The following is a 21,004-nucleotide window of genomic DNA, read 5'->3' on the forward strand; positions in this document are numbered from 1 at the left end:
AGAGGGTTATGAAATTTAAATGGAGGGATGATGAATGAATATTATGGTCATTGAAGAAAACTGGGTACTGAAAGAAACCCGGGAACAGGACCTGGACCGGGTTCTAGAGATTGAAGGAAAAGAGGAGAATCTGGCCTACGTCTACAACTGGTCTCGAAGCCAGCACTTGGATACCATGAACAACCGGGACCAAAAGCATTTATGTTTATGGGATCCCACGGAGGAGCGGATCATGGGATATATGATTCTTGCAGGCATGCAGTCTCCCCATGAATCTTTGGAGCTGATGCGGATCACCATTGATGAAAAGGGCGAGGGCTATGGAAAAGAGGCCATCCGGTGGGTGAAGAATTTCTGTTTCGACACCTTAGGCTATCATCGGTTATGGCTTGACGTCTTTACGAACAACCATAAAGCCATCAGCATCTATCGGCAGCTGGGCTTTACCGAGGAAGGCATCCTTCGGGACTGTAAGAAGTACGGGGACAGCTATCGGTCCATGATGCTATTTTCAATACTGGAAGGAGAATACAAAGAACATGCGAACAGCTAAGGAACTGGAAAACACATTACAACGAATTGACGGAAAGGGCTACAAGGCCTATAAGGACCTTCAGGGAAGCTATGCCCTGGAGGGCTTTCACCTGGCCATCGATTATGTCCAGGGAGACCCCTTCGCCTCCCCCTCAAGAATTCGGGGAATTGTCCCGATGAAGGAGGCGGCCTTTCCCAAGGAAAGCTTCGACACCCCCTGGAAAAAACAGGCCTTGAAAGACTATTTGACCCGGGAATTTGATCGAACCTTACAAAAAGAATATACCGGTGCCAAGGGCACGGGAAAAAGCGGAATGATCAGCATTGACGCCCCGGGCCAGGAAATCCTGGACAGAACCTCCTTTTATATTGACTCGGAAAAGGTGGAAGTGCGCCTGGAAGTGGGCCTTCCCGCTGCGGGTAGAAAGGTTCTCGGCCGGGTATGTAAGAAAATGCTGTTGGAGACCCTGCCCCCCTTTATCAAGAAGAACCTGTACTACGAAAACTTAGACCAACCGGCCCTCTGGAGGCATATCCGTCTTCGGGAGGATCAGGAAGCCCTGTGGAACATCATGAAGGAAAAGGGCTGGATCGCCTTTGTAAAAAACGGCAGTATTTTACCCAGGGAAAGCGGCATTTCCCAAAAACCCTTGAAAAAAGCGGCGATCCCTTTTCAGAGCCCGGATTCCATGGAAGTCCGGGTTACCCTGCCCTACGCCGGGGAGATTAGCGGTATGGCCTTAAAACAGGGGGTAAACCTGATTGTAGGCGGAGGCTATCACGGAAAGTCCACGTTGCTCCAGGCCATTGAGCTGGGGGTGTATTCCCATATTCAAGGAGACGGCCGGGAGTTTGTATTATCGGACCCCGAGGCGATGAAAATTCGTGCCGAGGACGGCCGGGGCGTGGAGAAGGTGAACATCTCCCCCTTTATCAATAATCTGCCCCATAAAACCGACACCAAGGCCTTTTCCACGGACAACGGCAGCGGATCCACCTCCCAGGCCACCAACATCATTGAAGCCTTAGAAGGAGGGGCCAGCACTCTCCTCATTGACGAGGACACCTCCGCCACCAACTTTATGATCCGGGATGACCGGATGAAACGCCTGGTCCACAAAGACAAGGAACCCATCTCCCCCTTTATCGATAAAGTGAGGAGTCTGTACCGGGACCAAGGGGTATCTACGGTGCTGGTCATCGGCGGTTCCGGAGATTACTTCGACGCCGCGGATCAAGTAATCATGATGGATGAATACATTCCCCGGGACGTTACCCAAGAGGCGAAAACCATTGCCGAGGAATATCCCCGGTCCGTAAAGGAGGACGGAAAAGCGTTTCCCAAATTAGAGGGAAGGGTTCCCCTTAAGGCTTCCTTCCCCAAGGACCGTAAAGGGATCAAACTGAAAACACGAGGCACCAAAACCCTGCAGTACAATCGCCTGAATGTGGAGCTCTACGGATTGGAACAGCTGATCAGCCACAGTCAGACCAACAGCATCGGCGAGGTGTTTAAGTTTTTGATCAATAAAAAAGTGGACGAGAAGAAGGATCTGAACACTTTGCTAGAGGAGACCTATCAAATCATCGACAAAGAAGGTCTCGAGGGCATTGCCACCTTTAAGGGACATCCCGGAAATTTAGCCAGGCCCAGAAAGCTGGAAGTGCTGGGAGCTTTGAACCGTTACCGGAATTTAAAAATAAAATAATCGGGGCGATCCTGAAGCCTTATGGAAAAGAAGGAGGAGAAAAAATCATGAATCCTAAATATTATCAACCCATGGACACCAATAACTGGCAGGGAAGAATCGACAGCCGGGAAAACTTTGAAGCCTTTCGTTGGCATCAATGGATCCGGGCCCTGGATCTTCGAAACACGGAGTTAACCCCTTTTACCGGCACCGCCTTTGCTTTTTTGGGATTTCAAAGCGATGAGGGGATTCGAAGAAACAAAGGACGCCTGGGAGCAAGGAAGGGTCCCGAAAGCATTCGAAGACAGCTGTCCAACCTGCCCTGCTATTTTAAAAAGGAGGTACAGCTCTTGGACGCCGGCGATGTGGTATGCGTCGACGGGGACCTGGAAAAAAGTCAGCAGGTCCTGGCTCAGGCGGTGGAACGTCTCCTCACCTTAAACCTGTTTCCCATTGTCCTCGGGGGTGGTCATGAAGTGGCCTTCGGTCATTATATGGGGATTGAACGCTACTTTCGAACCATCGGAAAAAAGAATCCCGGAATATTTAATATCGATGCCCATTTTGATATCCGTCCCTATCCCGAAGGGGGAAGTTCCGGTTCCATGTTTCGACAAATCGCCGACTATTGTAAAGAGACGGATCAGGAATTTCCCTACTTTGTGGCGGGGATCCAAAAGCAAAGCAACACCATCGATCTCTTTAAAAAGGCCGAGGAGTTAAACATCCGCCACATCCTGGGCAAGGATCTGATCGAGAGCAAGCAGGAAAAGACGAAACAACAAATCGATGACTTTATTCGGGAACAAAACCATATTTACCTTACCCTGTGCGCCGACGCTTTTTCCACCGCCTTTGCCCCGGGGGTCAGTGCCGCTCAGCCCCTGGGTGTGGACCCGGAAATTGCGATCAAAATCATCAAACAGCTGATCCGGTCGAAAAAAGTGATCAGCTTTGACATTGGAGAAGTCTCTCCCCGCTATGACTCTGACGACATTACCGCAAGCCTGGCAAAAACCCTGATTTTCACCGTGGTGAATATGCACTGTTTAAACGAGGATCTGCTAATCGATATCGATGTATAAGCGTAAGGGCCCTTTACACAAGGGCCCTTTAAAATCGCTGAAATAGTGGATGTATTCTGAATAAATCAACCTTTCCTTTCGTATGGTATTTCTAAGGGAACTATGTTAGAATTCAAAGTGATGGAAACCGCAATTATATTATTAATTACGAATATTTAAGAAAGAAGGGACGAAATGGACAAGTTTAGACATTTGTTGGTCAGAGGTGCAAATCATGTGGAGATCATTTTAGCGTTTTTGCTCACCATCGGTATGATTGTGGGGCTATTTACTGTGGTTCGCTACATCGTCACGATTCCTACATTGGATATGAATAATACCTATGATTTTGTACAGCAGTTTTTAAGTATGGCCTTATTATTAGTTATCGGCATTGAGCTGGTATTGATGCTCCTATCCCACTCCTCCGTGGCGGTATTGGATTTGATTTTGTTTGCCACGGCGCGAAAGATGCTGGTTTACAGTGACACCATGATCGATATTTTACTGGCCACCGCAGCCATTGCCATTGTTTTTGCCATCAAAAAATATCTGGTCAGCTCGAAGTACATGCTCCGGGATGGAAAAATTTTATCCGCAGCATCGCCGATTAAAAACATCAACTTTGATATTGATACCAATATTCCCGAGAACAAAGCGAATACCATCGGCGGTCTTTTATGCCGGCTGTCCGAGGATGAGTGCAAGCCCATCGAACCCGGTGCGGAGTTTACCATCGGAGATATTAAGCTGAAGATCGTGACCATGAAGGACGGTTTGATTGAGGACGTAGAGATCCAGGAAATCAGCAATCAGAAGAAAAAAAACACGAAGGCACTCTACGGACATAAAGCTCAATAAAAAAGTTATCTAAAAAAATAAAGAAAAACGGTTTACAAGCATCGGTTTCTGTTGTATAATAAATTTTGTTGTCAGCAACGGGCTGATGTGGCTCAGAGGTAGAGCACCTCCTTGGTAAGGAGGAGGTCGGCGGTTCGATTCCGCTCATCAGCTCCATTAATTAAAATTCAACGCAGGGCATTTAAGTTACTGTTATACTTGGATGTCTTGCTTTTTCTTTGCCCTAAAATAAATGTGAAAATTCTGTTTATTACCCCTCGCCGCCGGGTATTTTATGAATAGTAAAAGTGTATAAGAATCTGTGAAAGACAAAAACTTAGGGGACCTAAACAGCAAGGTTTTCTAAGTTTTTCATCTGTAAACACGAAAAATCCCCGGGAGGTGATGATATGAAGGAACGTTTACTGGTTGTGGAGGATGATGCGATCAATCGCGATTTACTGAAACATATATTACAATCCTGGGGATATGAGATACTGATCGCGGTCTGTGGTCGGGAAGCCCTGGAAATTGCCGGAAAAAGCCGGCCGAACTTGATTCTTCTAGACATTCGGTTGCCGGATATCAGCGGATTTGATGTTTTTCGGCAGTTAAAGTCCCAAAGAGAAACCCGACACATTCCCGTAATCTTTACAACGGCAGTGACGGAAAGGAAAAGTCGAATCGAGGGATTATCCCTGGGCGCCGCGGACTTTATTTCCAAACCCTTTTACAAAGAGGAGATCCTACTGCGTATCAAAAACCAGCTGAAGCTCAAGGCCGCAGAAAAAGAGTTGAAAGATACCATCGAAAGTCAACGGCTGTTGCTGGATCATATCGAACCGATGGTATGGTATATGAAAGATCCCGTGACCCTGGAGAAAGTGAACCGAAGTTTTGCGGATTTTTTCCAGCGAAGCAAAGAAGTCTTTGAACATACCTCCCTGGAGAAATTTTTGTCCCCGGAAGAACTGGCCGAGTGCAAAGAAAAAAATAAAAAGGTCTTTGACGGGAAAGTCAAAGCCCGGCATCGGCACATATACACCGACGGATTCGGTGAAAAGCGGCTGTTAGCCGTTACTAAAGTCCCGAAGGTCAATGACCGGGGAGAGGTGGAGTTTCTTATCTGCTCGGCGGAGGACATTACGGAGCGGAACCGAAAAGAGGAGCGCATCCGGTATCTTACCTTTCATGATCCCTTGACGGGCCTCTATAATCGAACCTACTATGAAGAAGAGTTGAATCGATTGGATGTAAAAAGGAACCTTCCCTTTAGTATGATCTCCTGTGATGTGAACGGTCTTAAACACGTAAATGATGAACGGGGTCATCAAACCGGGGATCGGCTGTTAGTGGAGGTGGCCAATATTTTACGGGAGGCTACCCGAGAGGTGGATATTGTGGCCCGCTGGGGGGGAGATGAGTTTGTAATTCTCCTGCCGAATACCACAAAGGAGGATGTCGTCCAAATTCGGGCTCGGATCGAAACCCTGATGAAGGACAGAGCCGTAGATTCCATCCCCGTGAGCATTGCCCTGGGCGTTGCTACAAAAGAAAGAGAAGAGGAGCGGATCGAAGATATCTTTAAAATCGCCGAGGACCGGATGTATGAGAATAAAGAGGATACCAGGGATCAACGGCCCGATATTCATTGTAATTGTTGATAAGAAGAGGTTCTGCAAATTAAGAACCTTCTTTTTATGCCCGGATTAAAAAACTGTCGAAACCTGTCGAATTGATTTTTTTGTGGTATACTTATTATGTGATGGATCAATCTTTTGTCCTGTACATAGAAAGGAAGAAGTATATGAAACAACAAATATTAGTAGTGGATGATAATAAAATCAATGTGAAACTGCTAGAGAACATGCTGAGTCCCGAGGGCCCGGCAATTGTAACGGCTTTTTCCGGAAAAGAAGCCCTGGAAATGGCAAAAACGGAGTTGCCGGATGTCATTCTACTAGATATTATGATGCCGGATATCGACGGTTATGAAGTCCTTCGACGGTTAAAATCCAAGGAGGGAACCAAGGATATTCCCGTGATAATCATCACCGCCCTGTCCTCGAAGGAAGACCGGATCAAAGGCCTGAAGCTGGGAGCCACGGATTTTATCTTAAAGCCCTTTTCCAAAGAAGAGGTTGTACTCCGGGTAAAAAACTGTCTCAGCCTGCTTGAAACCCAGAAAGCCTTAAGGCGAACCCTGGACAGTCAAACCTTACTGCTGGACCATATCGATCCCATGGTATGGTATTTGGAGGATGAGAAAACCCTGGGAAAAATCAACCAAAGTTTCGCCACTTTTTTTTATCGGACCAAGGAAGAAGTGGAGAACACCTCCCTGGAAGTTCTTTTATCCAAAGAGGAGTACCAAATGGTGATCGACAGTAACACCAGGGTATTTCAATCCACCTGCAAAACCCGGGAAAACCACGAAATTACCAACGGTTTCGGGGATAAAAGAATGCTTGGGGTAACAAAAACTCCGAAGATAAGTGCTAGCGGAGGGGTGGAATACGTGATCTGCTCCGCCGAGGACATCACCGAGCAAAATAAAAAGGCGAAGAAAATGAAACACCTGACCTTCCACGACGCCTTAACCAACCTTTACAACCGGGCCTATTACGAGGAGGAGCTGAAGCGTCTCGATGTGAAGCGAAACCTTCCCTTAAGCGTGATCACCCTTGACGTGAACGGCCTAAAGCTGGCCAACGATATTTTCGGGCACCACACCGGGGACCAACTGTTGTTGGCGGCGGCCACGGTGCTTCGGGAGGCCACCCGGGAAGATGACATCATCGCCCGGTGGGGCGGGGACGAGTTTGTGGCCCTGCTGCCGGCGACCACAAAAGAGGACGCCCAAGGCATCGCCCGGCGGATCGCGGAGCTGACAGAAAAGCATAGCGTGGGACTGATTCCCTTAAGCCTTGCCACCGGCGTGGCCACAAAGGAACGTTCTATACAGGAAGCCCAAGACATCTTTAAGCGGGCCGAGGACCGGATGTATCGGAACAAAACCCACGTCAAGGATGATGAGGACAATCTGATGCTGCAGCGCTTTTTATTGAAGTTCTACGGCATTGAATACAAAGACATGCAGCACAGCCCGGAACTGTTAGAAGCCGGGAAGTTACTGGGGGAAGCCCTGGAACTGGATCAGCCGGAACAAAAGCGCCTGGAGCTGCTGATTAAGTATCATGACATTGGAAAAATCGCCCTGCCCGGAGAGGTGCTGAATAAAAACAAAGAACTGACGGAAGCAGAATGGGAGCAATACAAAAACCATGTGGAGGTCGGATACCGGATTGCCAACTCTTTTAAGGGCATCGGATCCATTGCGGAAGAAATCCTTCATCACCATGAACACTTTGACGGCAAGGGTTTTCCGGGAAAACTTCAGGGAAAGGAAATTCCCTACCTTGCAAGGGTCCTGGGGGTCCTGGATTTTTACGACGGTCTTCGGTGCAGAATCTACTATCCCTTAGAGAAGGACCGCTACTTTAAGGAAGGGCTTTCCTCTGAAAGGGCCGCCGCAGAGTTGCAACAACGAAGTGGCACCCATTTTGACCCGACAATTGTCCGAGTGTTTCTAGAGCAGGTGGTGCCGGAGTTGAAAGGATCATTGAAAAATCGGGGATTATCCGAAAGAGTAATGCAGTAACATTTATCCGCTGAAAAAGGGCAGCCCTTTTTCGGCGGATTTTTAGGTTGCGGCAGTAGGTATGTTTTTGAAGGGGCAGCAATAATGTTTTTGAGTGAACCCAATTATTTGTGGTATGATAAAATAAATGACAAAATATTCACTTAATATAAAGGAGGAAGCCCCATGGACCGTAAAACCATGATTTTGGAACGGAAAATTGCACCGCCGCCGATGCCTTCCAACATCATTTCGAGAACCGGACTCTTAAGGGAATTCAATGAGAAGATAGGTAGCGCGGCCCCTTATCCTCAAATTATTTTAATCACTTCCCCCGCAGGATATGGAAAGACCACCTTCGCCGGACAGTGGATCGCCGCCGGAAAAGAGCCCGGGGTGTGGTTCAACATCGACGAAAACGACAATGATCTTCACCGGTTTTTTACCTATGTAATCCACGCCCTAAGAAAAGAGCATCCCGACCTCGGCAAAGGAAGTCTGGATATGCTCAGCCGCTATAATGCCTTAGCAGAGGGGAGCCTCACCATCGAAGGAATCCTCACCCCCCTGATGAATGAGCTCTACGACTTACAAGAGCCTCTTTACCTCCTGTTGGATCATTACCACCATATTACGGATCCCGGCATCCATAAAGCCATGTATTTTTTCCTCGAAAATCTTCCGGAAAATGTTACCCCTGTAATCCTCAGTCGAAAAGAGCCTCCCTGGCCTCTTCATCAGTGGCGATCCAAAGGAGGGCTTTTGGAAATTACCGAAGACGGCCTCGCCTTTTCCTTAGAGGAGACAAAAACCTATCTGAGAGAAAAAGCAGGGCTTTTAATAGCCTCGGAAGATATTAACGCCCTGCAGGAAAAAACCGAAGGATGGGTTACGGCCCTGCAGCTGATTACGGGATCTTTTGGACAGTCCCCGGATATTGGGGAACTCATCCGGGCCCTCTCGGGAGATCATCAGCAAATTCTACGTTACCTTACCGAGGAGGCCCTGAATCGTCAGCCGGAGAAAATCCGGGAATTTTTGTTGGATACCGGGGGACTTTCCCGTTTTTCCCCGGAATTCTGCAACGTCCTGCTAGGCAGGGAGGACAGTGAAGAAATTATTCGGTTCCTTCTAAAGGGAAACCTTTTTATCGTAGCCCTGGACACCGGGGGAAAATGGTTTCGCTACCACTCCTTGTTTCAGGAAATTCTTACCCGTCACCAAAGCCGGGAGCAGCGAATGCCCACGAGGGAATTATACCGAAGGGCGGGAAAATGGTTTGAAGAGGAAGGGGACCCGGCGGAAGCCATTCGAGCCTACTTAAAGGGAAAAGACTACTCAGAAGTAGGGGAGATTCTGGACTATAAGATTGATCATCTTTGGGAGACGGAAGGCTTTAAACAGATCCTGCAATGGATGGAGCAGCTGCCGGAGGAAGTGCGGAATCAGTCTCTTCGCCTTACCGTGTACTCCGGCTATATGTATCTGTTAATCGGGAACCTTGAGGCGACCATGAAGTGTTTTGCCACCGCAGAAAAAATTGACGACCCGAGTGACATGGAAGCCTTGGGAATTCTTGAAACCCTTCGAACCACCTTTCATCTTGTTAACGGCAGCATGGAAGAAGGGTTCCAAAGTGCCCGAAAAGCCCTTCAAGTCCTTCCGGACAGTTCCTACTTTTGGAAAATATCCGCATCCATCGTCTATGGAGATGTAAAAACCTTCAGCGGCGATCTGATCGGTGCCTATGAAGTCTTCCAAGACGCCTATCGCCTAAGCCGACGGGCAGGCAATGCTCTTAGCACCGTTTCTGCGGCCATGAATATCCTGAAAGTTCTCTGGATGAGAGGAGAGCTTCATGAAGCGAGACGCTTTGCGGAAGAAACTTTGAAAATCGCCAAAGAGGAAGGCTATGCCAACCTCCCGAGGATGGGAGTGGTATGGGTGTTTTTAGGGGAGCTTCTCCGGGAGAAGGGAGATTTTGAAGAAGGGGAACGGTGTGCTAACCGCGGCCTTTCCCTGTGTGAACCGGAAAAAATGCTCTACGGGATGTGCTGTATTTTTAGAAGCGCCCTCAGTCTTTCACGGAAGGATTATGATGCAGGGCTGGAATATTTGGGACGGTTGGAGGAGATGAACCGGGAGACAGTGCTTCCGGTACTGATTATTCATTTGATGAATTCCTGGAAAAGCCGGCTCCTGATGGAGAAGGGAGAGATCGACCGGGCCCGTGAGCTGATGAATGAAGTGGACAGGGATGATCTGACTACCATTTTCTTTCCCTGCAGTCCACCGGTTATGAATGCCCGGCTTCTGCTGATGGAACAGAAAACGGAGCAGGGCCGGGAGGCTGTTCAGTTCTTGGAAAATCTCCCCCAGTTTGATGTATCCAGAAGACTGATGATCGAGCTACTATTGATGAAAGCCCATTTAGAGGAACTGTCCCGAGAACCTGAAAAAGCTGAGACCCTCGTAGTTAAGGCCCTGAAAGTCGGGAAAGGGTATGGGTTTTATCAGATATTCCCTGATGAAGGAGGGCCGATAAAAACGGTATTTGAACGGCTCCTTACCCGTGAAAGCACCGGAGCCGATGCAAGTTATCCCGTCTTAAAAGAGGATACCGGTCTTTTGCAGTACCTTCAAAGAATTGCTGAGGCCATGGGAATCGTTCCTTCCCGTGAAAAAAGCCCTGAAAGTTTAAGCCCCGACGCTTCCCATCCCCCCTATGAGGAACTGGTGGAGGGGCTGACCGATCGGGAACTGGAAATTTTACGAAGCATCAGCCGGGGACTTTCCAATGTGGAGATCTCCAACACCATGCATCTTTCCATCCATACGGTAAAATGGCATAATAAAAACATTTTCGGAAAGCTCGGTGTGAACAACCGCACCCAGGCAGTGGCCCGGGGGCGGGAGCTCAAGCTGATTTAGAGTTTCTTTATTACGCTTTACGCCGTTCATCTAGGGCAAATCCAGGGGCCGTGTACGAATTCGAAGGGTCCCCAGAATCAAGGTTACCACCCCGAGGACCGCAAAGATCCAGTATCCTATTCCCTCCAGATCCTCAAAGAGATAAGGAACGTGGGTAAAGGGGGAGAGGTTCTGCAGAAACTGGGGCAGATCCATGGCGGGACCGAAAAAGGGTCCGAAGCCGAGACCGATAATAAGCATAGCCCAGGGAACTGCAGGAAACAGTTTGTGGGAAAGGGAATAGGCAAAGAGGGAGATTCCCGTAACCGCCAGAAAAGCGGGAAACAACAGCATGGATGTCTCCAAAAGCATGCCAACGGTAAAGGTCTCCTGAGGTGCCGCTAGTCCCGTGGCCAAACCAATGGCCAGAAGTATTAAAAAGCTTCCCAGAATTGTCATCAATAAATGACCTCCAAGCCAGGTTCTTCGGGAAACCGAGGCGGACAGTACGGATTCCACACCGCCGCTGCTTTCTTCTCCCGCAAGGATCAGTAAGGCCTGAATGACGTAGATCACCATTAAGCTTCCTAATATACTGATGATGCTAAGCAGCATCATTTCCTCGGAGAAAAGGGCCTCCGCCTGCTCCAAAGCGCCCAGGGCCTCGGAAAACTCATCGCTGATGGCTCCGAAAAGGGCACCCAGGGAAAGGGAGATGATAATCCAGATGAGCATCAACTTTCGATGGAGTCTCCAGGCAAGTCCCAGAGGAGACCGCAGGAAAGGCGATGCCTCGGTCCGGCCTTTCTTCGACGGAAGGATTCCCGCGCCCAGATCCCTTCGCTGAAGCAGGAGATAGGGGATGGGAAGGAGCACAAGGATGGCCGCCGCATAGAGTAAGAGAAAAATCCACTGATTATCATGGAACGCATGGATCTGCTGATACCATCCATAGGGAGACAAATAGGTGTACCACTGACTCTCCACGGTCAGGGTATCGGGATGGAACTCTCCTAAGGCATTAGCCGTACCGGAGATCAGAAAGGTCACGGCCATAATCATTCCGGCAAGTCCCGAAGCTCCCCGGGAGGTGCCGGCCAGCTGTGCAGTAATGGCTCCCACTAGGGCAAATAACATTCCGAAGAGCCCGAAGCTGATTGCCGCAAGCAGGGAGCCCTCTGTGGGAAGTCCGGACCCCCGAAAGATTCCAAAGGTGATCAAAGTCAACAAGAGGTTCAGGATTGCCATGAATACCAGTACCGAGGTCACGGTGCTGTAGCGTCCCACCGCGGTGGAGCCGAGAAGCTCCAGTCGTCCCAGCTCTTCACTTTGACGGGTATGACGAATGGCGGTCAAAAACCCGAAGAGGCCGAAAAAGGTGATGATCGTGGTGGAGACCCTAAGCATGGTAAACCCTCCCAGACTTACTCCCGAGGCCGGGGCCAGAAATATCCTGGTTGCGGGACTGCTGGATTGGGCTATGGTCATAGTAACAATGTCCTCCGTGGTGGGCAGTAAATTTCGAAACATCATCGTGAACAGCAGGATCATGCCGCCGACCCCAACAAGCCAGATCAATGCACGGATCCGATCCCGTTTTATGGCAAATTTCAATAATTGGAAAGTGTTGAAGGTGTTTTCGTTTTTCATGAAACTTCCTCCTCCCGGTAATGATCGATGAAGATATCCTCCAGTTTCGGCGGATGAGATTTGACGGATGCGATGGTATATCGGCTGAGCACCCTAAACAGATCATTGATGTGGTGCTGTTCCACTTCGAAATCCAGCTGATTGTCGGTTTCTTTCAGATTGTGGACATAAATCAGGTTTTTCAGCGTATCCTTTATATTCTCGGCCACGATGGTAAAGTGGGTCCGCTTTAAGTGTTCCATCTCATGAATCTCCCCGGTTTCCACAATGGTGCCTTCCTTGATGATGGCGATCTTGTTGCAGAGGCGTTCCACCTCCGCTAAAATATGGCTGGAAAGCAGGATGGTTTTTCCCTGCTGGTGCAGCTCCCGGACACACTCCTGAAACACCCTTTCCATCAGAGGATCCAGTCCCGAGGTGGGCTCATCAAAGATGTACAGATCCACATCCGAAGACAGTGCGGAGATCAAGGCTACTTTTTGCCGGTTTCCTTTGGAGTAGGTCTTGAATTTCTTTCCCGGATCCAGCTGGAACCGCTCGATCAGTTCTGTTCGCTTACTTTTGTTCATGGAACCCCGAAGGTCTCCCAAAAGATCGATGATTTCTCCGCCGGTAAAGTTGGACCACAACTGCACATCTCCCGGTACATAGGCCAGGTTCTTATGAATCTCCACATTTTTCTCCCAGGCGTCCTTCCCGAAGACCTCCACGGTGCCCTCATGCTTTTTCAACAGTCCCAGTAAAATTCGAATCGTCGTGGTCTTTCCCGCGCCGTTGGGTCCGATAAAGCCCATAATATCCCCCTGATTTACCGTAAGGTTTAAGTTGTCCAGGGCTTTAAAAGAACCGTAATACTTGGTTAAATTTTCAATGTTGATCATTTTCATGGTGATCCCTCCTTGATTATTTGTCTTTATCATATCAGGAGAAAGGAGGGGTTGGCCCCACCCTAAAGTGGGGTTTTAGAAAAAAAGACAAAAAAAATTTGCAAAAATATTTTGTTCCCGGGGATACTATACTTGAATATGAAAAAAGCCCGGTTCAGGGCTTTTTTCATTGAAAATTTACTCGAAAGATTTATCATTAAGGCTTGCCTCGGGAAGTTCGATGGTAATTCGGGTGCCGATCCCTTCCCGGCTTAAAACTTCCAGGTTGCCCTGATGCTTTTCAATGATCCATTTGGCGATGGAAAGACCCAGTCCCGCCCCGCTGGCGGTCCCTCCCCGGGCACTTTCCGAGCGGTAAAACCGGTCAAAGATACGGGGCACCACTTCGGGCTGCATACCTTCTCCCTGATCCTGCACCTGAATATAGGCCTTTTGGTCGTTGTAATAAATCCGTAGTAGAATTTCATCCCCCTCCGGGGTATATTTGATACTGTTGTCCACTAAAATCCGGATTGCCTGTTTGATTAATTGCGGATCCCCTTTAAGATATACATTGTCCACAGCATTAATTTGAAAGGGATGCTTCGAATCAATGAGCTTGGCTTCCCGAATCACCATGGTTCCCACCTCGGAAAGGTTCATCACTTCCGGCTGCAGCGGCAGGTTCTCGCTGTCCCCCCGTGCTAAAAAGAGCAGTTGTTCCACCAGGTTTTGCATGTTTTCCGTCTCGCTTTTTATGGCATGGATGGATTCGTCCAGGGTTTTCGGATCGTTTTTTCCCCAGCGGTCCAGCAGGTTGGCATAGCCCTGGATTACCGCAATGGGGGTTCGGAGTTCGTGGGAGGCATCGGAGACAAAGCGCACCTGCGCCTCATAGGACTGATTGATCCGATGGAGCATCTCATTAATGGCTCCCGCCAAGTCCTTTAATTCATTCTGGGTCTGCTCCAGGGGAATGCCTTTTCCCATCTTTGTTGTATCAAACCCGCTGATCACCCGGGCCAGATCCTCAAGGTCCTTCTGATCCGTGATTCTTCCGTCGGAGTCCAATCCCGCCCGCAGTTTGTTTGTGGTTTCCGCCAGTTGCGACAGGGGTCTGAGTACCCTTCGAATGGAATTTCGATTGTTTTTCAGACTGACTAATAGATAGAGGAATTCCAAAATAATCAGTACAATGAGGATGAAAAAGAAAACATGAAAATCCCGCTCCAGGGTATAGGTAACGTGATGAAAACCTCCCTCAACCGGGATACTGATATCATAGCGGGCTCTTTCCAATCGACTGAACAACGCTTCCCCTGAAGGGTCCTGGGCTAAACTGAAACTTCGAATGCTGTCATCCAAGGGAAAAGGAAGCCAATGCAGAATAGTGCTGAAAAATACGTTTCCGTCCGGTTCCGTATCCGAGAAGCGAAGGTGATAGGAACCGATAAAGATTTCTGTATCCTCTGTAAGGGAAAGCTCCTGACCATAACGGGTAAGAAGATCCTCAGCGCTCTGCTCGGCTCGCCAGAGGGTGGTGGAAAAGTAAAGAATGGAGATAAAAAAGTTCATAAGAAAAAAGGCCGCAATCAAAATGCCTGCCATTTTCAGGTTCAGTTTAAGTACTAAGGAGGAACGGATCTTATCAGGGATTACGGGATCCTTTGGGGTAGTTGCTGTATTTTTACTCATCTTTAATCACATATCCCACTCCCCTTACGGTGTGAATTATTTTAATCCCAAAGGGTTCTTCGATTTTCCCCCTGAGATAGCGGACATAAACGTCCACGGCATTGGTTTCTCCCTGAAAATCATATCCCCAGATGCTCTCTACAATCCTTTCCCGCTCCATAACGATGTTTTTATTTTTCATCAGGTATTCCAACAAATCAAACTCTTTTTTGGTAAGATCCACCGCCGCAGAATCCACCCTAACACTCCGCTTTTGAGAATCCATGGTGAGGGGACCGATTTTCAATATGTGGGAGGACGGGGCTTCTTCCTTCCCATTATGGGCTCGTAAATGCACCCGGATTCGGGCTAAGAGCTCTTCAATGGCAAAGGGTTTGGTAATATAGTCGTTGGAGCCTCCGTCAAGGCCCATGACCTTATCCATAACCGAATCTCGGGCCGTAAGAAGGATGACGGGAACCCGGGAAAACTGACGGATTCTTCGAAGGACTTCAATGCCGTTGATTCCCGGCAGCATAATATCCAGCAGAATTAAATTGAAGGGCTGAACCTTCAAAAGCTCCAGCCCGTCCCGTCCATTGGTCACCTTTGTAACCTTATAGCCTTCATAGGTGAGTTCCAGCTCCACAAAGCGTGCAATTTTTTCTTCATCCTCAATGATCAGTATGCTCTCCATTTTTCTCATCATCCTTTTTTCGAAAATCCTTGGCGGTATCCTTCGCGGTTTGGGTTACGGAATCTACGGCTCTAAGGGTGGCATCGGAAACCTTATCCACGGTTTCATTAACTTTGGTCTTTTCAAAATCCGCTCCTTGAAAGCGGTAACGGTAGCCTAAAACAAGGCCGAGAATAGATACGGGGATAACGACCCAAAAGGCGAAGAACAGTAAAAGCACCAACAGGGTAATGGGGATCATCATAATGCTTTCCCCGTCCTTTTCAACCCGAAGGCTGTTGACGTTTCCTTTATGGAGCATTTTACCCGCCCATCGGAAAAAATCTCCTAAGACTTCTCCGAAAGAGATGCGGTCCGCCTTATCCTTAGATTGTTCCCCTTGGCTTTCTTTTTTCATTTCCTCAGGCGTTACCTCCGGCTCTTCCGCCGAGCGGTAATACCCGCCTTCCTTGGGAGGCTCCATCCGGTTTTCCCTCTCAAGAATAATCACGGCCTCTAAAATATCCCCATTGGCCCTCTCCAACACTTCCTTTGCTTCTTCATAGGTGATGTCTGCATGTTCTTTCAGTTTTTTTACCTGCTCTAAATTTGTCATGATGATAACCTCCTTTTATTATTAAATTCATCATAACAAGAAAAGATTTGAGGGCCATTGAGGTTACATTAAAATCAGATTAAAAAATCCTTAAAGTTTTTCAAGATCATGAGTCTTTCTTCTTATTTTACTACAGGGAGGGGACTGCGTCCAGAAATACCATGGGAATCAAGGCTGGGCTCCATTTTTCTGTGTTTTTTTTAGAATTCCAAGAGGAATATCAAAACAAACAGCGAATACGTACTATATCGATAAAAAACGATGCTTCAATCCTAGCGGAAATGGTATATACAATATAGGATGAACAACAATCACAGGGAGGAAAAACCATGGAAAAGACAGTAAAGGACAGTGAGAATAACAGCACCAGGGAAGACATCATTGAAGTGAAAAATCTTAGAAAAACCTATAAAAACGTAAAGGCCGTGGACGGGATTGACTTAAAGGTGAAAAAACAGGAGATCCTGGCCATCCTCGGGCCCAACGGGGCGGGAAAGACCACCACGGTGGAAATGCTGGAGGGCCTTCGAAAACCCACCGGGGGAGAGATTTACTATTTCGGTGAACACGTGAAAGTGGTGGATGAAAAGATTAAAGAACGCATCGGGGTCCAGCTGCAAAAGAGCACGTTTTTTAAGAATCTGAAGGTAAAAGAGATCATTACCGCCTTCGGCGGCCTCTACGAAAAGCGGCTGCCCACGGAGATGCTGATCAAGAAGTTCAGTCTGGACGAGAAGAAAAACGATTATATGAAAAACCTTTCCGGAGGCCAGGTGCAGCGGGTGGCCCTGGCCTGTGCCGTGGTCAACGACCCGGATATCGTATTTTTGGATGAGCCCACCACGGGACTGGATCCCCAGGCAAGAAGAAACCTGTGGGATGAGATCAAAGCCTTAAAGGAAGAGGGAAAAACCGTGGTACTGACCACCCACTACATGGAGGAGGCCGAGGCCCTGGCGGACTACGTCTACATCATCGACCACGGCAATATCATCGCCAAGGGCACCGTGGAGGAGCTGATCAACAGCCTGGAGAAATCCTCGGTGGTGGCCTTTGAAATGGATCAGAAGGACTTTGATCCGAAAACCCTGTTTAAAGAAGAGGTAAAATCCGTGAACGGTCGCTATGAGGTCCGAACCAACGACGTGGAAAAATCCCTGGCAAAACTCTTTCAGTACACCCGGGATCACCAGGCACATATTGCCAACATGCGGATTCGAAAGCCCAATTTAGAGGACGTATTTCTAAGTCTTACGGGTAGAAAACTACGGGAATAGGAGGGAGTGGAGATGAAACTGAAAAGCTTAACCATTGCCATGCTGAAAGACCAGTTTCGGGACTTTGAAACCGTGTTTTGGACCATTCTCTTTCCCACGGGGATGCTGGTGCTCTTTATCAGCATTTTCGGCCAGGTTTTCGGAGACGGCGGGGTGGAGGCCCGGGTAAACTACGGGGTCCATTACCAGGAGCCCACCTACGGCATCACCGACGGGGTGGTCCGGGGAATCTTTCACGAAATGGAGACCACGGACCAGGGGGACTTTTCCTTTCGGGAGGTAAGGGACCTTAAAGAGGGACAGGACCTTATCCAAGAGGGAGCGATCGATCTTGTAATCAGCTTTCCCGAGGGCTTCTCCCGGTTAAACCCGGTGTTTGAAGGAGAACCCCCTAAGGAGACTCCGGTAACCAGCCTCACACTGTATCATTCCTCCCGGGCGGAGTCCCTATTGGCCAAGGACATTTTCCACTCGGTGATTGACGAGACGAACCTGCAAATTTCCGCCCAGGGCCAGGAAGTGCCCATGGAATTTCAAAGAGTGGCGGTGGGAGCCCCGGAGACCGGAGATTTTAGCTACGAGAACTTCATCTTTCCCGGAATGATTCTGTTGGCCCTGATGACCATCAGCTTTTTCAATCTGCCCCTGGGCCTTGTGGATTATAAGGAGCAGGGGGTGTTTAAAAAGATCAACGCCTCTCCGGTAAAGGGGAAGGACTACTATTTAGGCATCCTTCTGTCCCAACTGGTGGTTTTGATCCTGGCTTTGGGGGCCCTGTACACCGCGGGACTGTTCTTTGACATCTCCCCCCGGGTATATCAACCGCCCTTTATCGCCTTTTTGCTTTATGCTTCGGTGACGGTGCTGTCCTTCGGACTGCTGTTTACCGCCTTTTTCAAAAACACCGCCACCTTGGCGCCCTTTAGCAATATTTTATACTTTATCACCATGTTTCTCAGCGGACTGTACTTCGAAATCCAGGCCATCCCCATATTTTTACGGTGGTACTCGGTGATCAACCCGGTAACCCATTTGGTGGACGGCCTCCGGGCGATTATCGTGGAAAACCCCCTACCCCAAACCAGTGTAATCATCCCCGGGGTATGGTTTCTCATCTCCCTAGGGGTGTATACTTTTAATCAAAAGCAGGTGAGCCGCAATGAATAAACGACTGATCCATGCAACGAGAACCTTTATGAAGGAAACCTTTCGAAACAAACTGGATATTTTCTTCACCGTCTTCTTTCCGATTCTCTTTATTGTGATCTTCGGAAACATGTTCTTAATGGGCAGTGACCAGGACCAGATTTGGCGGGTGGGGCTGATCGCCGAAGAAGCCGGGGAAATAGAGCCCTATTTTGCGCCCCATAGGGTAACGGTCTATGACGATGAAGAAAGCCTCAGCACCGCCGTGGAGGAGCGCAGGGAGCAAGTGGGGGTGGACTACCGACCGGGGGCCGCCACCATCTATCTGTTGGAGGATTTACAAAGCATGGGGGAGGGGATTTTCCTTCAGGGCTTTGTGGAAACCACCCTTCGCCAGTACGCCCTGGGCACCGATCAGCAGTTTATTGCCCTGGAGGATGAGCTGGTGGCCGTAGGGGCCGAGGCCGCCTTTGAAATCGACTATCTGATCACCGGGGTAATGGCCCTGTCCCTTCTATCCGGAGGAATGTTTGCCACCATCGGCGTCTTCGGCCGGTATAAAAAGCAGGAAGTGATCAAACGGTTTATGGCCACCCCGATGAAACCCTGGGAGTTTGTCACCGGGGCCAGCTTTACCAAGATCCTGTTGAACTTCGCCGCCATTATGATCATCATCTATCTATCCCGGCTTCTCTACGGGGTAAGTCTGGACTTTCACTGGGGGATTTTCCTGGCGATCATTCTTACCTCCAGCATCGGTATGATGGGCTTCGGGGTATTGGTACTACTAGTCTTTCGAAAAACCGAAACCGCCCTGACCGGAGCCTCGATCCTGTATGTGATCATGACCTTTTTCTCCGGGGTCTATTTCCCCGTGGCCTTTATCCCCGATCAGTTTCAGTGGGTCAGCAGGATTCTTCCCGTTACCTACCTGATCGAAGTCCTTCGCTACGGCGCCGGGATTGAAGCCATGGACGCCGGCTACTTTCTGATGTTAAACGGCGTTTTCGTAATTTTGGGAGGGGGCCTGTTGGTCCTTGCCTCTAAACGCTTTGTGGATTCGGAGAAGCAGTAAGGATAGATCCTGAAGGTCCCTCGTGAAGCAGTCCAAAAGAAAAACCCTTCCGCATCCATCGCCGAAGGGTTTTTTTAATGGCACCGAGTCCAAGTCGAAATCTTAGGATTTCGCGGACTGGGGCTTATTGGCAAAGGTATCGATAAAGGAGGCAATGGCTCCGTCACCGGTGATGTTGCAGGCGGTACCGAATCCGTCCTGGGCCATGTAAAGGGCAATCATTAATCCTTGTTGGGCTTCGGTAAAGCCAAGGATACTGGACAGTAGTCCCAGGGCCGCCATAACTGCGCCGCCGGGCACGCCCGGTGCCGCCACCATGGTAACCCCCAGCATGACAATAAAGGGTAAAAACTCAAGGAACTGGGGCGTCTCTCCACCCAGTACCATTACCGCCACGGCGCAGGCCACCAGGGAGATAGTACTTCCCGCCAGGTGAATGGTTGCGGAAAGGGGAACCACAAAGTCCGCCACCCGTTCGCTGACACCGTTGGCCTTGGTGCTTCGTAGGGTTACGGGAATCGTCGCCGCACTGGACATGGTACCTAAGGCCGTGGTATAGGCGGGCACCATTTTTTTAATGGCGGCGAAGGGATTTCGTCCCGTTCGGGTAGAGGCTAAGGTGTACTGCAGGATAATGTATCCCAGGTGCATTAGAATAATTAGAATAAATACCTGTCCGAATACCTGCAGGGTTTGAAAGGCTTCCCCGGAAGCGGCCATATCCGCAAAAATACCGGCAATATGAATGGGAAGGAAGGGAATGATCACCTTCTTGATAAAGCCCACAATGATGGTTCGAAACTCTTCCATAAAGGTAAACAGTACTTCCTGGGCCTTTTCATGGCGTAGGAAGTTGATTCCCAGGCCGAAGATAAAGGCGGTGACCAACGCGGTCATAACCCCCATGATCGGTGGAATTTCCAGCTCCAAAAAGGAGGTCAGTCCCACCGCATCGGGATCCCCGGCGGTTCCTCCGTCAATGATTCCCGGGATGATCAAAATGGAGATGAAAAAGGCTACAATTCCCGCCGCTAGGGTGGAAAGGTAGGCCATCCCGGCGGTACCCGCCAAGAGTTTCCCCGCTTTTGATCCCAGTTCTGCAATTCCCGGTACGATAAATCCGATGATAATCAGGGGCACAATGTAGCCCAGCAGCTCACCGAAGATGTGGGTAAAGGTATAAAGAATCCGACCGATCCACTCCGGGAAAAACAGACCGATTAAAATTCCGGATATAATACCGATAATCAGTCTTGGAAGTAATCCAATGTTTTTCATAGTATCTCTCCTTTTCTAATAGATTTTAGTATCACGGCCCCATTTTAACATGGGAAAACCGATTCTT

General features: G+C 48.9%; 16 protein-coding genes and 1 tRNA gene. 11 read left to right on the forward strand and 6 right to left on the reverse strand.

The features are described 5' to 3' along the window. The first annotated feature begins 34 nt into the window (after positions 1-34). From ISALK_RS04005 to ISALK_RS04040, 8 genes are all read left to right on the forward strand, one after another. Positions 35-553 carry a GNAT family N-acetyltransferase gene (locus ISALK_RS04005; RefSeq protein WP_160719295.1) on the forward strand — a complete coding sequence of 173 codons (519 nt, stop codon included), beginning with the start codon at positions 35-37 and terminating at the stop codon, positions 551-553. Continuing rightward, a complete protein-coding gene (locus ISALK_RS04010; RefSeq protein ID WP_160719297.1) occupies positions 540-2,243 on the forward strand; it encodes an ABC-ATPase domain-containing protein in 1,704 nt (567 codons plus the stop codon). Before ISALK_RS04005 ends, ISALK_RS04010 begins: the two co-directional genes overlap by 14 nt. A gap of 47 nt (positions 2,244-2,290) precedes the next feature. Further along, positions 2,291-3,310 (forward strand): formimidoylglutamase, encoded by a 1,020-nt coding sequence (gene hutG / locus ISALK_RS04015; protein ID WP_160719299.1) that lies wholly within the window; start codon positions 2,291-2,293, stop codon positions 3,308-3,310. A gap of 174 nt (positions 3,311-3,484) precedes the next feature. Beyond that, positions 3,485-4,150 (forward strand): transporter associated domain-containing protein, encoded by a 666-nt coding sequence (locus ISALK_RS04020; RefSeq protein WP_160719301.1) that lies wholly within the window; start codon positions 3,485-3,487, stop codon positions 4,148-4,150. Between the two features lie 81 nt (positions 4,151-4,231). Next, a tRNA-Thr gene (locus tag ISALK_RS04025) sits at positions 4,232-4,306 on the forward strand. A 233-nt stretch (positions 4,307-4,539) separates the two neighbouring features. After that, positions 4,540-5,793, forward strand: coding sequence for a diguanylate cyclase domain-containing protein (locus ISALK_RS04030; RefSeq protein WP_160719303.1), 1,254 nt, complete (start codon positions 4,540-4,542; stop codon positions 5,791-5,793). A 143-nt stretch (positions 5,794-5,936) separates the two neighbouring features. Beyond that, a complete protein-coding gene (locus ISALK_RS04035) occupies positions 5,937-7,790 on the forward strand; it encodes an HD domain-containing protein (protein ID WP_160719305.1) in 1,854 nt (617 codons plus the stop codon). A gap of 165 nt (positions 7,791-7,955) precedes the next feature. Then, the gene (locus ISALK_RS04040) at positions 7,956-10,700 is read left to right on the forward strand and encodes a winged helix-turn-helix domain-containing protein (RefSeq protein ID WP_160719308.1); all 2,745 of its coding nucleotides are present in this window, start codon (positions 7,956-7,958) and stop codon (positions 10,698-10,700) included. 30 nt (positions 10,701-10,730) lie between these two features. Here ISALK_RS04040 and ISALK_RS04045 read toward each other — a convergent pair whose 3' ends face one another. From ISALK_RS04045 to ISALK_RS04065, 5 genes are all read right to left on the reverse strand, one after another. Then, entirely contained in the window at positions 10,731-12,329 is a 1,599-nt protein-coding gene (locus ISALK_RS04045; protein WP_160719310.1) for an ABC transporter permease, read from the reverse strand. Beyond that, positions 12,326-13,216: an ABC transporter ATP-binding protein gene (locus ISALK_RS04050; protein ID WP_160719312.1), complete on the reverse strand. Its 891-nt coding sequence runs from the start codon at positions 13,214-13,216 to the stop codon at positions 12,326-12,328. Before ISALK_RS04050 ends, ISALK_RS04045 begins: the two co-directional genes overlap by 4 nt. Before the next feature lie 177 nt (positions 13,217-13,393). After that, positions 13,394-14,890 carry a sensor histidine kinase gene (locus ISALK_RS04055; RefSeq protein ID WP_160719314.1) on the reverse strand — a complete coding sequence of 499 codons (1,497 nt, stop codon included), beginning with the start codon at positions 14,888-14,890 and terminating at the stop codon, positions 13,394-13,396. Further along, the gene (locus ISALK_RS04060; protein WP_160719316.1) at positions 14,883-15,566 is read right to left on the reverse strand and encodes a response regulator transcription factor; all 684 of its coding nucleotides are present in this window, start codon (positions 15,564-15,566) and stop codon (positions 14,883-14,885) included. The genes ISALK_RS04055 and ISALK_RS04060 overlap by 8 nt, the downstream gene beginning before the upstream one ends. Continuing rightward, positions 15,544-16,161, reverse strand: a complete 618-nt coding sequence (locus tag ISALK_RS04065) for a DUF4342 domain-containing protein (protein ID WP_160719318.1) — start codon at positions 16,159-16,161, stop codon at positions 15,544-15,546. Before ISALK_RS04065 ends, ISALK_RS04060 begins: the two co-directional genes overlap by 23 nt. A 329-nt stretch (positions 16,162-16,490) precedes the next feature. On the opposite strand from ISALK_RS04065, the gene ISALK_RS04070 reads away from it, so the two are divergent. From ISALK_RS04070 to ISALK_RS04080, 3 genes are read left to right on the forward strand one after another with little or no spacing between them, the layout of a single operon-like run. Continuing rightward, positions 16,491-17,438 carry an ABC transporter ATP-binding protein gene (locus tag ISALK_RS04070; RefSeq protein WP_160719320.1) on the forward strand — a complete coding sequence of 316 codons (948 nt, stop codon included), beginning with the start codon at positions 16,491-16,493 and terminating at the stop codon, positions 17,436-17,438. Positions 17,439-17,450: 12 nt separating this feature from the next. Continuing rightward, positions 17,451-18,605 carry an ABC transporter permease gene (locus ISALK_RS04075; protein WP_160719322.1) on the forward strand — a complete coding sequence of 385 codons (1,155 nt, stop codon included), beginning with the start codon at positions 17,451-17,453 and terminating at the stop codon, positions 18,603-18,605. Continuing rightward, positions 18,598-19,659, forward strand: coding sequence for an ABC transporter permease (locus ISALK_RS04080; protein ID WP_160719324.1), 1,062 nt, complete (start codon positions 18,598-18,600; stop codon positions 19,657-19,659). The genes ISALK_RS04075 and ISALK_RS04080 overlap by 8 nt, the downstream gene beginning before the upstream one ends. 102 nt (positions 19,660-19,761) lie before the next feature. Here the strand turns inward: ISALK_RS04080 and ISALK_RS04085 are convergent, their stop codons facing one another. Beyond that, positions 19,762-20,937, reverse strand: a complete 1,176-nt coding sequence (locus tag ISALK_RS04085; protein WP_160719326.1) for a dicarboxylate/amino acid:cation symporter — start codon at positions 20,935-20,937, stop codon at positions 19,762-19,764. Between the last annotated feature and the right edge of the window lie 67 nt (positions 20,938-21,004).

The sequence above is a fragment of the Isachenkonia alkalipeptolytica genome (assembly GCF_009910325.1).
In the GTDB taxonomy this organism is placed as follows: domain Bacteria; phylum Bacillota; class Clostridia; order Peptostreptococcales; family T1SED10-28; genus Isachenkonia; species Isachenkonia alkalipeptolytica.

Excerpts from the sequence above, each read along its gene's own strand:
- ISALK_RS04060 (WP_160719316.1), bottom strand. The coding sequence starts at position 15,566 with ATGGAGAGCATACTGATCATTGAGGATGAAGAAAAAATTGCACGCTTT.
- ISALK_RS04010 (WP_160719297.1), top strand. The coding sequence starts at position 540 with ATGCGAACAGCTAAGGAACTGGAAAACACATTACAACGAATTGACGGA.
- ISALK_RS04080 (WP_160719324.1), top strand. The coding sequence starts at position 18,598 with ATGAATAAACGACTGATCCATGCAACGAGAACCTTTATGAAGGAAACC.
- ISALK_RS04085 (WP_160719326.1), bottom strand. The coding sequence starts at position 20,937 with ATGAAAAACATTGGATTACTTCCAAGACTGATTATCGGTATTATATCC.
- ISALK_RS04065 (WP_160719318.1), bottom strand. The coding sequence starts at position 16,161 with ATGACAAATTTAGAGCAGGTAAAAAAACTGAAAGAACATGCAGACATC.
- ISALK_RS04005 (WP_160719295.1), top strand. The coding sequence starts at position 35 with ATGAATATTATGGTCATTGAAGAAAACTGGGTACTGAAAGAAACCCGG.
- hutG (WP_160719299.1), top strand. The coding sequence starts at position 2,291 with ATGAATCCTAAATATTATCAACCCATGGACACCAATAACTGGCAGGGA.
- ISALK_RS04035 (WP_160719305.1), top strand. The coding sequence starts at position 5,937 with ATGAAACAACAAATATTAGTAGTGGATGATAATAAAATCAATGTGAAA.
- ISALK_RS04050 (WP_160719312.1), bottom strand. The coding sequence starts at position 13,216 with ATGAAAATGATCAACATTGAAAATTTAACCAAGTATTACGGTTCTTTT.
- ISALK_RS04055 (WP_160719314.1), bottom strand. The coding sequence starts at position 14,890 with ATGAGTAAAAATACAGCAACTACCCCAAAGGATCCCGTAATCCCTGAT.
- ISALK_RS04045 (WP_160719310.1), bottom strand. The coding sequence starts at position 12,329 with ATGAAAAACGAAAACACCTTCAACACTTTCCAATTATTGAAATTTGCC.
- ISALK_RS04030 (WP_160719303.1), top strand. The coding sequence starts at position 4,540 with ATGAAGGAACGTTTACTGGTTGTGGAGGATGATGCGATCAATCGCGAT.
- ISALK_RS04075 (WP_160719322.1), top strand. The coding sequence starts at position 17,451 with ATGAAACTGAAAAGCTTAACCATTGCCATGCTGAAAGACCAGTTTCGG.
- ISALK_RS04020 (WP_160719301.1), top strand. The coding sequence starts at position 3,485 with ATGGACAAGTTTAGACATTTGTTGGTCAGAGGTGCAAATCATGTGGAG.
- ISALK_RS04070 (WP_160719320.1), top strand. The coding sequence starts at position 16,491 with ATGGAAAAGACAGTAAAGGACAGTGAGAATAACAGCACCAGGGAAGAC.
- ISALK_RS04040 (WP_160719308.1), top strand. The coding sequence starts at position 7,956 with ATGGACCGTAAAACCATGATTTTGGAACGGAAAATTGCACCGCCGCCG.